A 14,642-nucleotide genomic window follows, 5' to 3' on the forward strand; every position below is an offset into this window, starting at 1 on the left:
ATGATGAAAACGACAGTCGAAAATCTACAGGGCTCGCGTCTGGATCTGTTCATCGACGGACGCTTCACACGCCCGCATAGCAATCAATACGTGCCGAGTTTCGACCCGACCACGGCCGAACCCTGGTATCAGTTTGCCCAGGCGGATGCCCGTGACGTCGATGCCGCGGTGCGCTCGGCACAGGCCGCGCTGAAGAATCCAGCCTGGCGGCGAATGACGCAGACCGATCGCGGCAAACTCGTGCGCCGTCTTGCCGATCTCGTGCTTGCAAACGCGGAAGAACTGGCGCTGATCGAATGCCGCGACAACGGCAAGCTGATCAAGGAAATGCGCGCGCAGATGCGAGCTATTCCGGATTCCTATCTGTACTTCGCGGGAATGGCGGACAAGCTCCAGGGCGACACCATTCCCGTCAACAAGCTTGATACGCTGAACTTCAATCTGCGCGAGCCGATCGGCGTGGTGGGCATGATCATCCCGTGGAATTCGCCGCTGATGATGCTGACGGGCACGCTCGCGCCGTGTCTCGCGATCGGCAACACGATCGTGGTCAAGCCCTCCGAACACGCGACGGCGTCGACGCTCGCGCTCGCCGAACTGGCGATCGAAGCCGGCATTCCGCCGGGCGTGTTCAACGTCGTCACCGGCGACGGCATGACGACGGGCGACGCGCTCACGCGGCACCCAGGCATCGCCAAATTTGTCTTCACAGGTAGCACCGTGACGGGCCGCAAGATTGCTGGCAATGCTGCGGACAATCTCGTCCCTTGCCAGATGGAGCTGGGCGGAAAATCGCCGCACGTCGTGTTCTCGGACGTCGATGTGGAGCGCGCGGTGAATGGCGTGGTGTCGGGTGTATTCGCGGCCGCCGGGCAAACCTGCGTGGCAGGGTCGCGCTGCTTTGTCGAGGCGCCCGTCTACGACAGGTTTGTCGAGGCGTTGGTGGAGCGCACCCGGTGCATCAAGGTCGGCCATCCGATGGCCGAGGACACCGATATCGGCCCGCTCGCGCTGGCCGCTCAACTCGACAAGGTGCAGGGCTACGTCGCATCCGGCGTGCACGAAGGCGCGAAGATCGCAATCGGTGGTCGCCAGCCGCGCGATCCGGCGTTGCAGCGCGGCTGGTATTTCGAGCCGACCGTCATGACCCAGGCTCGGAACGACATGCGCTTCATGCAGGAAGAGATCTTCGGTCCCGTCGTCGGCGTGGTGCCGTTCAGCACGGAAGAAGAACTGATCGAGCTTGCCAACGATACCCAATACGGTCTTGCGTCGGGTGTATGGACGCAGAACATCGACCGTGCGTTGCGTTTCGCGCGCGATGTGGAAGCAGGCACCGTCTGGATCAATACCTATCGCTCGGCCGCGTACATGTCCGCGAACGGCGGCACCAAACATAGCGGTTACGGCCGGCGCGGCGGGTTCGAAGTGATGCGCGAATTCTCGCGTCTGAAGAACGTGGTCGTCGACTATTCGGGCGCGATGCAAGACCCGTTCGTGATTCGTCTGCGTTGAGCGGCGGCCTTCACGCAAAGCAGAAAAACAGCTAAGGAGATTCGCAATGAAATTCGCCGTTTCGCTCAGCATGGAGCGTTTCTCGCCGACCGATTCGATGGCAGACGAGATGTCCAACATGCTCACGTTGGTCCGCATCGCCGACGAAGGTGGTTTCGAGACGCTCTGGACGGCCGAGCATCATACGATCGAATGCACCGTATCGCCCAATCCGTTCACCGTGCTGACGTGGATCTCCCAGCATACGGAGCGCATCAGGCTCGGCACCGCCACGCTCGTCGCCCCGTACTGGTCCCCCATCCGGCTTGCGGGCGAGGCCGCCATGTGCGATCACCTGACTGGCGGCCGTCTCGAATTCGGCATCGCGCGCGGCGCCTATCAGTACGAGTTCGACCGCATGGCTGGTGGCATTCCGCAACAGGAAGGCGTCGGCTATATGAAGGAACTCGTGCCGGCCGTGCAGAAGCTGTGGGCGGGCGACTATGAGCATGACGGGCACTACTGGAAGTTTCCGCTCGCGACATCCGTGCCGAAGCCTTTGCAGCAGCCACATCCGCCGATCTGGGTGGCGACGCGTGATCCGGGGAGCTTCGACTGGGCGGTTGGGATCGGAGCAAACATTCTGTCGACGCCACTGTCCGCGCCGCCGTCCGAAGTCGCCGTACTGGGTGAGAAGTTCCGTAAGGCGGTGGCCGATCATCCGGAACGACCGAGGCCGCGCTTCATGATGCAACGGCGGACCTGTGTCTACGACCGGGCTGAGGACTGGGAAGTGGCCGTGCGGCACAGCGTCGACTACGGCCGCACATTCGAGAATCTGATGCAGAACATCGGCACTGTCACGAATGGATTCCCGGAAGCTGTGCCCTACGAAATAGTGGCGAACAGAGCCAATTACGACCCCGCCAACCTGCGCGACAACCTGATGTTCGGCACCCCGGAAGAAGTCATCAGAAAGCTCCAGATATACGAAGACGAGGGCGTCGATCAGTTCTGTCTCGGTCTTTCGTTCAATCTGCCGTTCGAGTTGCAGGTGAAGACCTTGCGTCTGTTCATCGACGAGGTGATGCCGCACTTTGCCGCTCGCGAGCGCGGCGGGCAACTCGAAACGAACCTCGTCGCCGAGAGGTGATTGGCGATGAGTGCGATAGGACCTATCACGACCCAAGCGGGCGATGACCGCACGCTCTCCGTGCGCGGCGTCGAACTCAACTATCGCCTTGAGGGCGAGGGTCCGCGGGCCCTGATCTGTATCCATGGCGTCGGCTCCTATCTCGAGGCATGGGATGGTGTGGCTGCGCGGCTCGGCGATGCATTTCGTCTGTTGCGCTTCGACTTGCGCGGCCATGGTCGGTCGTCGCGGGTGAAAGGGCGCTACGAGATCGACGATTTCGTTGGCGACGTGCTGGTGCTCGCCGATCACGTCGGCTTCGAACAATTCGACCTCGCCGGTTTTTCGCTCGGCGGACTGATTGCTCAGCGCCTGGCGCTCACGCGTCCGGAGCGCCTGCGCAAACTCGTGCTGCTGGCGACCGTCGCGGGCCGCACGCAGGACGAGCGCGCGCGGGTCGCGGCGCGGCTCGCGGCGCTCGAATCCGGCGACCGCGGTTCTCACTATGACGCTTCGCTGTCGCGCTGGCTCACGGAAGGGTTTCAGGAGCGTCATCCCGAACTGGTGGCGCAACTGCGTCAGCGCAACGCCGATAACGATCCGGATTGCTATGCGGCCGCTTACCGCGTGCTGGCACAAACGGACTTCGGCGGACTGCTCGACCGGATCAGTGTGCCGACTCTGATTGCGACGGGTGAGGACGATCAGGGCTCCAATCCACGTATGGCGAACTTCATGCACCAGAGCATTCGTCAGTCGCAACTGGCGATTTTGCCGGGGCTTCGGCATTCGATTCTGATCGAAGCGCCGGACGCTGTGGCGGCGCTGATGCGCGGCTTCCTCGTCGATGACGGCGAGGAGGTGCGGCCATGATCGTCGAAGAGCGCATCTATCGCATCAGGAACGGCAGGATGGGGCGTTATCTGCAACTCGTGCGAGACGAAGGCCTCGCGATCCAGCAGCCCATTCTAGGCTTTCTGATCGGTTACTTTACGACCGAGTTTGGTACGCTGAGTCAGGTGACGCATCTATGGGGCTACGCCGATTATCAGGACCGTGCGCGACGGCGTCAGAAACTTGCAAACGACGATAGATGGCAGGCGTTTTTGCCAAAACTGTCGGAGAACATTGAGCAGGCTGAAAACAGGATTCTGGTGCCGACCGACTTTTCACCGTTGCGGCTGCCGTCCAGTTTCTCCCACCAACACGAGGAGACGAGACTATGACTGAGCGCTTGAAAATAGAGCATCTGTATAAGGTGTTCACGGATCGACCTGCGCAGGCGCTGACGATGTTGCAGGCCGGAAAGACAAAGTCCGAGGTGCAGCAGGCGCTGGGACAGGTCGTCGGTCTCGATGACGTCTCCCTAAGCGTGCCCTCCGGCGCAATGTACATGATCATGGGCCTGTCGGGGTCGGGTAAGTCGACCCTGGCGCGCTGCATCAACCGGCTCAACGAACCGAGCGCCGGCAAGATCCTGCTGGACGACGAGGACATCTGCACGCTCGACGAAGCCGGTCTTCGTGAAGTGCGACGCAAGCGGATTTCGATGGTGTTCCAGCATTTCGCGCTGCTGCCGAACCGTCGCGTAATCGAGAACGTCGAGTTCGGCCTGAAGCTGCGCGGGGTTTCGGCAAAGCAGCGGCGCGCGCGCGCCGAGGAAGTGTTGAATGTGGTGGGCCTTGCGCGCTGGGCTTATCACATGCCGCATGAACTCAGCGGCGGAATGCGTCAACGTGTCGGTCTGGCACGCGCGCTCGCGACCGATGCCGACACCCTCATCATGGACGAAGCATTCAGCGCGCTCGACCCGCTGATCCGCACCGAGATGCAGGACGAGTTGCTGCGGCTGCAACGTACGCTTAACAAGACCATCCTGTTCATCACGCACGACTTCCAGGAAGCACTCAAGCTCGGCACCCGGATCGCGATCATGTCGGAGGGGCGCCTGGTTCGTGAAGGCACGCCGCAGTCGATCGTGCTCGAGCCCGGCAGCGATTATGTCGCCGCGTTCACCCGCGAAGTAGACCGTGCGCGATTGTTCGATGCAGGCTCGGTGATGACTTCGCTCGTGACGGTGGTTAGCGGGCCGGGCGGCGTCCTGAAGGGCGACGTGTCCGGCCGGCCGGGTCCTGGCTTTCTTCTCGATTCCGAAGAGCGGATTCTCGGCACCGTGACTGCCGCCGAGATCGAGCAGGCGCGCGACAGCGGCTTGCTGCCTCGCCCCGACACCCGTTTTACATGTGTGCGCGCCGACACCCGGCTCGTCGACGTAGCTGGTCGCTGCACGACGGATCAGGCGATCGGCGTGGTTGATGATGCTGGCCGGCTGATCGGCCGTCTGGAAGCAGGGCAGATTCTTGCCCGCATCGGCGCACACGGCGCCGTGGGAGCACGCCATGTTTAAAGCCGACGATCTTGCCGTATTACCGGTTGCCTCGTGGATTCAGCAAGGAGTGCAGTGGCTCGCGTTGCACCTTCGCCCGACCTTTCTCGCGATCAAGTGGCCGATAGAGAAACTCCTGACCTTCAACGACGGCGTACTTCACGCGATTCCGTTTCCCGTCATGGTGCTGTTGACGTTCCTGTTTGCGTGGCGTCTGACGAGTCTCGGGGTCGCAGCCTTTAGCGCGGCGGGACTGGTCGCGATTGCCGTACTCGGCGTCTGGGGCGACGCGATGACAACGCTCTCGCTGATCGCCACGGCGATCGTGTTCTGCGCGGTGCTCGGCATTCCGATCGGCATCTGCTGCGCGCGCAGCGAGCGGGTCTGGCGCGTGGTGCGCCCGATCCTCGACATCATGCAGACGACGCCGACCTTCGTCTATCTCGTGCCTGTTGTGATGCTGTTCGGCGTCGGCACGGTGCCGGGGGAAGTTGCCGTCGTCATTACCGCCATGCCGCCGCTGATCCGCTTCACCAATCTCGGTATTCGGATGGTCGAGCATGAGATCGTCGAGGCTGGTCTCGCGTTCGGTGCTGACCGGCGTCAGCTGCTGTGGGAGGTGCAATTGCCGCTCGCGATACCGACGATTCTCGGCGGTCTGAACCAGACGGTACTCACTGCAATGGTGATGTCCGTGGTGATCGCCATGATCGGCGCGGAAGGATTGGGGCTCGTCGTGCTTCAAGGGCTCGGGCGGCTTGATGTCGGTCAGGCGGCTGTCGGCGGCATCGCGATCGTGCTGCTGGCGATGATGCTCGATCGCGTGACGCAGAAGCTTGCACAGCCGCAGCCCGGCAATCGCAGTGCGCTTCTCTCGACGGTCACACGATTTTTCTTCGGCAACCGCAACGCGGCAAATGACGCCGACGCGGCCGCGCATCATCCGCACGACGCGGAAAAGGCACTGTGACTTAAGGCACACGGACGCATGCTGATCGGTCGCGAGGCCGCAGAAGCGGTCGTGGCCGAACACGTCGATCGAAAACCTCACAAGAGATAGGTACAGGAGAATTCCATGAGCGCATTGGCAAAGACATTCGCAGTCGCGGCACTCGCGGCATTGACTTCCATGAGCGCGGCGGCGGTCGCGCAGACGTTGCCCGGCAAGGGCAAGACGGTGCATTACGCGCAGAGCGACAGCCTCGGTGCGAATTACGTCGAGGTACAGATAGTCGCGAAAGCGATCAAGGCGCTCGGCTACGACGTGACGATGACGACGATGAGCACGCCGCTGTTCTTTCAGGCGATCGGGCAAGGCGACGCCGATCTCGGCACGGACGCGAACTTTCCGCAGAGCGACCCGTATTTCCGTGCAGTGCAAAAGCAGGCGGACCTGATCGGCAACGGCATGATCGTCGGCGGCGGTATCAACGGTTATCTGATCGACAAGAAGACGGCGCTGGCCTACAACATCACCAGCCTGGAACAATTAAAGGATCCGAAGATTGCCGCGCTCTTCGGAGAGGATGGAAAGGCGCAACTGGTCAGTTGCGATCCGGGCTGGAGTTGCGGCGACGTGGTCGAGTATCAGCTCGATAAATTCGGTCTTCGGCAGACCGTGCATCCCGTGCGCGGCAAATACGAGGCGCTGATGGCCGATGCCGTGACGCGCGTGAAGGACGGCAAGCCGACGCTCTTCTACGCATGGAGTCCGTCGTGGATGACGAACGTACTGGTGCCGGGCAAGGACGTCGTGTGGCTGCCTACGCCCGCGGACGCGCTGCCGCCCAATGTGCCGAACCGCGGGTCGGCACTCGTGAACGGCGTCGAAGGCTGCGCGGGCGGCGCCAATCCGTGCCGGATGGCGATGGCGTCGTGGAACTACGGTTCCGTGACGAACCGCAACTTCATCGCTACCAATCCGGCAATCAGGGCGCTCGTCGAGCAGGTCAAGTTTCCGGGCCCGACTTGGTCGATCTGGGAACTGGCGATCAGCAAGGCTGGCGGCTCGCAGGCGCAGATCACGAAGCTCGCAGATGACTGGGTTGTGGCGAACAAGCCGCAGTTCGATCAATGGGTTGCGACGGCGAGCAAAGCGCAATAGCGGCCTGTCGAAATGCGACGGTGGCCTTTGCCTGGTAGGCACGGGCCGCTGCTGCGATTCATCGGCGGCGTTGGCATTGCAGACGGCAAACAGACGACAAACGGTAACGGAGAGGAAAATCGATGCGATCGCTGATTAGAACACTGATTGTAACGGCGGTTGTCGCGCTGACTTCCGCGAGCACGGCGGCCTTCGCGCAGGCGCAGCCCGGCAAGGGTAAGACGGTCCGCTACGCGCAGGGTGACAGCCTCGGAGGTAACTACGTCGCGGCGCAACTTGTGATGAAAGCGATCAGGGCGCTCGGTTACGACGTGTCGCTGAGTACGATGAACACGACGTTGTTCTTTCAGGCCGCCGCGCAGGGCGACGTCGACCTCGCGACCGATGTGAACTTCCCGCAGCGCGAGCCCGGGTTTCGCGCGGTCGAGAAGCAGGCGGTCATCGTTGGAAGCGGCATGATTACGGGCGGCGGGATCAACGGCTATCTGATCGACAGGAAGACTGCGCTCGCCTACAACATCACGAGTCTCGATCAGCTGAAAGACCCGAAAATCGCCGGTCTGTTCGGCGCGGACGGCAAGGCGGAACTGATCAGTTGCGATCCGGGCTGGAGTTGCGGTGACGTGGTGGACTATCAGCTCGATAAATTCGGTCTGAAGCAAACGGTGCGCGCGGTGCGCGGCAAGTACGAGGCACTGATGGTGGATGCCGTGTCGCGCGTGAAGAGCGGTAAGCCGGCTCTGTTCTACGCGTGGAGTCCGTCTTGGGTAACGAATGCACTGGTGCCGGGGAAAGACGTCGTCTGGCTGCCAACACCCGCGGATGCGTTGCCGCCGAACGTGCCCAACAAGGGCAGCGCGCTCGTGAACGGCGTGGAAGGTTGTGCGGGCGGGGCCAATCCGTGCCGGATGGCGATGGCGTCGTGGAACTGGGGAGCAGTTGCGAACCGCGAGTTCATTGCCGCAAACCCGGCCATCAAGGTACTGATCGAGCAGATCAAATTCCCGGTCGTGACCTGGTCGCGCTGGGAATACGCGATCAGCAGGAACGGCGGCTCGTCGGCGCAGATTACGAAGCTGTCCGACGAATGGCTGTCGGCCAACAAGCCGCAATTCGATCAATGGGTCGCCACAGCGAGCAAAGGGCAATAAAGCGGCGAATCAATGTCATCAAGGGCTATCGAATGCGTGCATCTACGATTCGCTCCACGGTTGATTTCTCCACCGATGGTGAGCAGCACGGTTTCCTCAGACTGCCGCACTCCCGCGACGATTCCGCTTGGGGCTCGGTGATGATTCCGATTACGGTGATTCAGCACGGCGACGGGCCGACGGTGCTGCTCACCGGCGGCAATCATGGCGACGAATATGAAGGGCCGATCGCGCTGTCCAAGCTGGCGTCGAACCTCCAGGCCGGCGATGTCACTGGCCGTGTCATCGTAGTGCCGTTCATGAATTTTCCGGCATTCCAGGCTGGCACGCGAACTTCGCCGATCGATGCTGGCAATTTGAACCGCAGCTTTCCGGGCAAACCCGACGGCACAGTAACGGAACGAATCGCCGACTATTTTCAGCGGCATTTGTTGCCGTTGTCGGACTACGTACTGGATGTTCACGCGGGCGGCCGGACACTGGACTTCGTGCCGTTCGCTGCAGTGCATGTGTTGCCCGATGCGGCACAGCAAGCACGCTGCGAAGCCGCGATGCGCGCTTTCGGCGCACCTTATTCGATGCGCATGCTCGAACAGGACAGCGGTGGCATGTTCGACAGCGCCGTGGAGGAGGCGGGCAAGGTGTTCGTGTCAGCCGAACTCGGCGGCGGCGGATCTGCGACGCCCGCGAGCGTCGCAATCGCCGAGCGTGGCATATACGGGCTGCTCGCGCATACTGGCGTGCTCGCTCGCGACACGTTCGGCGACGACGAAACCGCGCGCACGACCACGCTGCTGGAAATGCCGGACAGCACCTGCTACACGATGAGCGAACACGGTGGCCTGCTCGAAATGTGGCGTGATTTAGGAGACGTCGTGCAGGAAGGCGAGCTGCTCGCACGTATTCACGACGCGACGCGCACCGGGTCGGCGGCAATCGAATACCGCGCACGGCGCGGCGGCCTACTCGCCGCGCGGCATTTCCCAGGGCGCGTGCAAATTGGCGACACCGTAGCGGTCGTCGCCGATATTGTCGAACGTAATGTTCCGGTGGTGATTTAAGTTGATCAAACTCGACCGCTACGACGTCGCGATCCTGACTATCCTCGCGCGCGACGGACGCATTACCAAATCACGGCTCGCCGAGGAAGTGAATCTGTCGATTTCTCCGGCATGGGAGCGGGTGCGCAAACTCGAGGAAAGCGGGGTTATCAAGGGGTATCGCGCGGAACTCGACTGGACCGGCGCGATGATGGCGAGCCGCATCGTCGTGGAAGTCACCCTTTCCCGACATACGGCGCACGACATGCGGCGTTTCGAGGAGCGGGTGCGGGCCGCACCCGAAGTGGCGCAATGCTATGCGACCGGTGGGGGGGTGGACTATGTGCTGCATGTGCTCACGCGCGATATCGACCACTACCAACGTTTCATCGACGCGTTGCTGATGGATGAACTGGGTATCGAACGCTACTTTACCTACATCATCACCAAGGTGGTAAAAAGCCTGCCGGATTGCGTACCCGAATGGGCCTGAGGACGGCCGGCTCAGCGTCGGGAAACAGAAAAAAGCGCATGTATTGCGGGTGAAATCGAAAAATTCCCATGCACCGACACACGCAGAATAGAAGCCATAACGTGTCGTCAGGAGCCTTTCATGTTGCTGGATCATCCCGTTCTGTTCAAATCGCTTTGTTATGTCGACGGTCGCTGGGTTCACAGCGATAGCGCCCGTAGCGTCGCGGTTCAGAATCCCGCCGATCAAACGGTACTCGGCCACGTTCCGATGCTCGACCGAGCGCAGATAGTCGCCGCGGTCGACGCCGCGCAACGCGCGTTCGACACCTGGCGCTGGGCGCCGCAAGAGAAACGCAGTGCGATCCTGTTGCGTTGGCATGAGCTGATTCTGCGCCATCAGCACGATCTGGCTCGCATCCTGTCGCTTGAGCAGGGCAAGCCGTTTTCGGAGTCGATGGGCGAGATCGCGTATGCAGCGAGTTTCGTGGAATGGTTCGCGAACGAAGCGAAGCGGCTCGTGGGCCGGACCATCCCCACTCACATCGCTGGCGCGCATCTCGGAACGCTGATGGAACCCGTCGGCGTCGCCGCACTGATCACACCATGGAATTTCCCGGTCGCGATGATTACACGCAAGGCCGCGGCCGCAATGGCGGCCGGTTGCACGGCGATCGTCAAGCCCGCGCACGAGACGCCGTTTTCGGCGCTCGCGCTGGCGCAGCTCGCGGAAGAGGCCGGGTTTCCGTCAGGCGTCTTCAATGTCGTCCTCGGCGAGCCGCAGATGGCAATGGAGACACTGGTCGGTGACGCTCGTGTGCGCTCGGTCAGCTTCACCGGCTCGACGCGTGTGGGCGGACTGGTTGCGCGTGCGGCCGCCGAGGCGGGCATCAAGAAACTTTCGCTCGAACTGGGCGGCAACGCGCCCTTCATCGTCACGGAGGACGCTGATCTCGACCTGGCGGTCGACGTCGCAGTCGGCGCCAAATTCCAGACCTCAGGGCAGGACTGTTGTGCGGCGAATCGCGTCTTCGTGGCGGCGCCGCTGTATGAGCGTTTCGTCGAGCAATACAGCGCAGCGGTGAGCCGGTTGAAGGTTGGTACCGCTTTCGACGGGGATGTCAAAGTCGGACCGCTGATGCACGAGGCGGCCTTCAACGCGACTGCTGCACGCATCGCCGACGCGAAAGAGCAGGGCGCGCGCATTACCGCGGGCGGTCACGCGCACGCGCTCGGCGGATGGTTCTACGCACCGACGGTGGTGGCCGATGCCCGGCCCGGCATGCGCATTTACGACGAGGAAAACTTCGGCCCGATTTCTTCCGTGTGCTCGTTCGACACGCTCGACGAGGTCATCGCGAAAGCTAACGATACCGAGTACGGGCTCGCCGCCTATGTGTGCGCAACACGCGTCGACACAATCTTTCAGTTGGTGCGGCGGCTCGACTTCGCGATGGTCTCCGTCAACGGGGTGAAGTTCACCGGCGCGCCGATTCCGTTTGGCGGGATGAAGGCGTCGGGTCTTGGCCGCGAAGGGGGACGGGAGGGATTCGAGCCCTTTGTCGAAACCAAATACTTTTGCCTGGGTAATCTCGGCCTGCCGATGACCGCCCAGGACTGACCTGAGAATAAGGAGCAACTCATGCAACAACTACTCGACCAACTGTTCACTGAAGACCGAGCACACTTCATGCACCCGTCCACGCACGCACGCGATCACGCGACGGGCACACTGCCGGGGAAGATCATCAAGGGCGCGAAGGGTATTCGCATCGAGGACCACGACGGCAAAACCTATATCGACGCATTTGCCGGGCTGTATTGCGTGAACATCGGTTATGGCCGCACCGAGGTTGCCGACGCGATCTACGAGCAGGCTAAAAAGCTGGCTTACTACCACACGTACGTCGGCCATTCGACGGACACGATCATCGAACTATCGTCGCGCATCATTGACTGGGCACCGAAGGGCATGAAGAAGGTGTATTACGGCATGTCTGGTTCAGACGCGAACGAGACACAGATCAAGATCGTCTGGTACTACAACAATGTGCTGGGTCGTCTGAACAAGAAGAAGATCATTTCGCGTCAGCGCGGCTATCACGGCTCGGGCATCGTCACCGGCAGCCTCACGGGTTTGCCGGGTTTTCATCAGAATTTCGATTTGCCGATTGATCGCTTCATGCACACCGTTTGTCCGCATTGGTATCGTCAGGCACCCGCCGGTATGAACGAAGCGCAGTTCGTCGCCTACTGCGTCGACGAGCTGGAGAAGCTGATCGCGCGCGAAGGCGCCGATACGATTGCGGCTTTCATCGCCGAGCCGGTGATGGGTACTGGTGGCATTATCGTCCCACCGCACGGCTATTGGGCCGCCATCCAGCAGGTACTCAGGAAGCACGACATCCTGCTGATTTCCGATGAGGTCGTCTGTGGTTTTGGCCGGCTTGGATCGAAGATGGGCGCGCAGCACTACGGCATTGAACCAGACCTGATCACGATCGCTAAGGGTTTGACGAGCGCGTATGCACCTTTGTCCGGAGTGATCGTAGGCGAGCGAGTGTGGGACGTGATCGAGAAAGGTTCGCAGGGATATGGCGCGATGGGCCATGGCTGGACCTACTCCGGACATCCAGTCTGTGCGGCGGCCGCGCTCGCCAATCTCGACATCCTGACGCGTGAAGATCTGACTCACAATGCGGCTGAGGTTGGAGGCTATCTTGGCGAACAGCTTCATGCGGCCTTTGATGCACATCCTCTGGTCGGCGAAGTGCGCAGCGCGGGCATGCTTGCGGCGGTTGAATTCATGGCGGACAAGGACGAACGCCTGCCTTTCGATGCGGGTTTGAAAGTTGGGCCGAAGGTGTCGGCCGCGGCACTGCAGCGCGGCGTGATCGCTCGCGCGATGCCACATGGGGACATTCTCGGTTTTGCTCCCCCCCTCATCACGACGCGCGCGGAAGTGGACGAGATCGTCGGCATCGTGCGAGATGCAGTCGATGAGGTAGCGCATAGCGTCTTGAACAAGGCTCGGTGATCTGACGTACCCCCAAAACGTCCGAAACGTCTGAGGGGCTTGTTCGGGTATACGCACATTGAGGAAAGCCATCAAAGGACATTGGCTCGAACTGCGCTTCGCAGGTGAACAGCAGTGTCGTATGAATCCGAGCTTGTTTGATGTTGGTCTCAAGAGGGCGATTTCAACCAACATGGCCTCAGATATCGCTTATGCTGGACTACGATTTGACCAAGCGCACGTCACTCTACTTGCGGGGTGCATGGCAGCACGTCGTCAGCTGTTGGTGTCCGCTAATTCTGCTAGCGCGTTCGGCGTGTTCTTTAATTCGAATAAGGTGGCTGCCGATCGACGCGAGAGTGCGCGAGCCACAGACGGCGGCAAGCGGGCGTCGAAGGTCGATTATGTCTATATTCAGGCGGTGCAACTCTTTTGAGAGTTAACGCAAACGCTGTCCAGGCAGGAATTTCCTGGTGTGTGTTGGATTCGTAATCAATCGAGTGTTTTGCTGTCAACAACCGAAGTATCGTGCTGCGCCTCCTTAGTCGTTCCGGGCGGAGCGTTCGTGTTCCGGTGGAAAAGCGCGCTAGCAGAATTAACGGACGCCATTAGCGCTCCAACGGACACCATTAGCGGAAATTACGAACTTCAACACCTGAGTACGCCAACGGATCTGGATCGCGCAGTCAAGGACTGCGGAATCATAACCACGTTCGAACCCATGACGGTTCCTGATGGCGATTACCTTCTCGAATACTCCGACCAGGGCAGCCGATCGTATTACTACGTTCTGGTCAGGAAGACGTCGCCATAAACCAATCAAGTCGGACACTTCGAGCGCCGCGCGTGCTGCTAGGGCTCAGTCCACCACCGCCACGATCGCGTTCGGACTCGGAATGCGCGTCGCTGAACGCCGGCCACTTGCTTTCGGTCGGTGTGCCGTCTGCGCTGTGCGCGCGGTCTTCACCGGCCGTACGTGTCGCCGCGAACAGCGGCTCTGCCGCACGCGGATCCGGTGCTTTGCCGCCTCGACCGCTGAGGGTTGTTCGACGCCTATCGCGCGGCACGACTGTGCGCAGGCGGCGGCGCGATAGGCGTTGAACGAGCATCGACGATGAGAGACGAACGCGTCCGTCGAAAATCGGCCGAGGCCGTGTAAAAACGTGCAGAACGCCCGGTTGGTGAAGTCCTGTCGGGATCACGATTGCGTTGGACCGAGACGCAAGCGGATGACGTGATCGAGCTTTGCTCAATGAACAACGTTGGCGCGCGAGTTCACGCGCCTGCCAGCTTCATTGCGCGCATCGTCTTTGCGAACCCGAGAATCCTGATGACTCGCTTGAGGTTGTATGCCAGCACATGCAAACTCATTTCGGCCGCGACATGGCCCAAACGGCGTGTCTGGAAGTGGGTCGAACCCATCCAATGCTTGAGCGTGCCGAACACATGTTCGACCGTTCGGCGTCGTATCGTCATGGCGTCGAGTTGGCGATCCAGCCTTGACTGCATTTTCTCAAGCACCGCTTCGTGCTCCCATCGTCGGATACGCCGGTAATCAGCTGGTGTGCACTGGCTTTTCATCGGGCACTTCGGGCAAGCGCTACTCCAGTAGGTACGCAGGGTCATCGGATTTTCGCGCTCGACCGAACTGAATCGGTAAATTGCCCGTTGGCCCGCTGGACACAGGTACTGGTCGTCTCTGGCGATGTAGATGAAGTCGGCCCGGTCGAATCGTCCATCAGCCTTTGCACTCGAGGTTTGCATTTTCGGCACCAGCGCCGCGATACCGGCGTCATCGCACGCCTTGATCTCCGGGGCACTGAAGTACCCACGATCGGCTAGCGCCTT

14 protein-coding genes are annotated in these 14,642 nt (G+C 61.1%); 13 read left to right on the plus strand and 1 reads right to left on the minus strand.

Features of this window, described 5'->3' with window-relative positions:
* Nucleotides 1-3: 3 nt before the first annotated feature.
* The 13 genes from J2W46_RS26475 to J2W46_RS26535 all read left to right on the plus strand — a co-directional run bounded on the left by J2W46_RS26475 (nucleotide 4) and on the right by J2W46_RS26535 (nucleotide 13,230).
* The gene (locus J2W46_RS26475; RefSeq protein ID WP_310357666.1) at nucleotides 4-1,515 is read left to right on the plus strand and encodes an aldehyde dehydrogenase; all 1,512 of its coding nucleotides are present in this window, start codon (nucleotides 4-6) and stop codon (nucleotides 1,513-1,515) included.
* 46 nt (nucleotides 1,516-1,561) lie between these two features.
* A complete protein-coding gene (locus tag J2W46_RS26480; RefSeq protein ID WP_310357624.1) occupies nucleotides 1,562-2,647 on the plus strand; it encodes an LLM class flavin-dependent oxidoreductase in 1,086 nt (361 codons plus the stop codon).
* A gap of 6 nt (nucleotides 2,648-2,653) precedes the next feature.
* Nucleotides 2,654-3,499 carry an alpha/beta fold hydrolase gene (locus J2W46_RS26485; RefSeq protein WP_310357626.1) on the plus strand — a complete coding sequence of 282 codons (846 nt, stop codon included), beginning with the start codon at nucleotides 2,654-2,656 and terminating at the stop codon, nucleotides 3,497-3,499.
* Nucleotides 3,496-3,852: an NIPSNAP family protein gene (locus J2W46_RS26490; RefSeq protein WP_310357629.1), complete on the plus strand. Its 357-nt coding sequence runs from the start codon at nucleotides 3,496-3,498 to the stop codon at nucleotides 3,850-3,852. Before J2W46_RS26485 ends, J2W46_RS26490 begins: the two co-directional genes overlap by 4 nt.
* Nucleotides 3,849-5,033, plus strand: a complete 1,185-nt coding sequence (locus J2W46_RS26495) for a quaternary amine ABC transporter ATP-binding protein (protein WP_310357631.1) — start codon at nucleotides 3,849-3,851, stop codon at nucleotides 5,031-5,033. The genes J2W46_RS26490 and J2W46_RS26495 overlap by 4 nt, the downstream gene beginning before the upstream one ends.
* On the plus strand, nucleotides 5,026-5,982 hold the full coding sequence (locus J2W46_RS26500; RefSeq protein WP_310357633.1) for an ABC transporter permease: 957 nt from the start codon (nucleotides 5,026-5,028) through the stop codon (nucleotides 5,980-5,982). The genes J2W46_RS26495 and J2W46_RS26500 overlap by 8 nt, the downstream gene beginning before the upstream one ends.
* A 105-nt stretch (nucleotides 5,983-6,087) precedes the next feature.
* Nucleotides 6,088-7,116 carry a glycine betaine/L-proline ABC transporter substrate-binding protein ProX gene (proX, locus tag J2W46_RS26505; RefSeq protein ID WP_310357635.1) on the plus strand — a complete coding sequence of 343 codons (1,029 nt, stop codon included), beginning with the start codon at nucleotides 6,088-6,090 and terminating at the stop codon, nucleotides 7,114-7,116.
* A 122-nt stretch (nucleotides 7,117-7,238) separates the two neighbouring features.
* Nucleotides 7,239-8,267 carry a glycine betaine/L-proline ABC transporter substrate-binding protein ProX gene (proX, locus tag J2W46_RS26510; protein ID WP_310357639.1) on the plus strand — a complete coding sequence of 343 codons (1,029 nt, stop codon included), beginning with the start codon at nucleotides 7,239-7,241 and terminating at the stop codon, nucleotides 8,265-8,267.
* A 32-nt stretch (nucleotides 8,268-8,299) separates the two neighbouring features.
* Nucleotides 8,300-9,328, plus strand: a complete 1,029-nt coding sequence (gene doeB / locus J2W46_RS26515) for a N(2)-acetyl-L-2,4-diaminobutanoate deacetylase DoeB (RefSeq protein ID WP_310357642.1) — start codon at nucleotides 8,300-8,302, stop codon at nucleotides 9,326-9,328.
* 1 nt (nucleotide 9,329) lies between these two features.
* On the plus strand, nucleotides 9,330-9,800 hold the full coding sequence (locus tag J2W46_RS26520; protein ID WP_310357644.1) for an Lrp/AsnC family transcriptional regulator: 471 nt from the start codon (nucleotides 9,330-9,332) through the stop codon (nucleotides 9,798-9,800).
* Nucleotides 9,801-9,920: 120 nt separating this feature from the next.
* Nucleotides 9,921-11,399: an NAD-dependent succinate-semialdehyde dehydrogenase gene (locus J2W46_RS26525; protein ID WP_310357645.1), complete on the plus strand. Its 1,479-nt coding sequence runs from the start codon at nucleotides 9,921-9,923 to the stop codon at nucleotides 11,397-11,399.
* A gap of 21 nt (nucleotides 11,400-11,420) precedes the next feature.
* Nucleotides 11,421-12,815, plus strand: a complete 1,395-nt coding sequence (locus J2W46_RS26530) for an aspartate aminotransferase family protein (protein WP_310357647.1) — start codon at nucleotides 11,421-11,423, stop codon at nucleotides 12,813-12,815.
* A gap of 121 nt (nucleotides 12,816-12,936) precedes the next feature.
* Nucleotides 12,937-13,230, plus strand: a complete 294-nt coding sequence (locus tag J2W46_RS26535) for a hypothetical protein (RefSeq protein ID WP_310357669.1) — start codon at nucleotides 12,937-12,939, stop codon at nucleotides 13,228-13,230.
* Between the two features lie 839 nt (nucleotides 13,231-14,069).
* Here the strand turns inward: J2W46_RS26535 and J2W46_RS26540 are convergent.
* A partial coding sequence (locus tag J2W46_RS26540; RefSeq protein ID WP_310357650.1) for a transposase occupies nucleotides 14,070-14,642 on the minus strand: 573 nt, incomplete at its 5' end.

Source organism: Paraburkholderia strydomiana (assembly GCF_031456815.1).
GTDB lineage: Bacteria > Pseudomonadota > Gammaproteobacteria > Burkholderiales > Burkholderiaceae > Paraburkholderia > Paraburkholderia caledonica.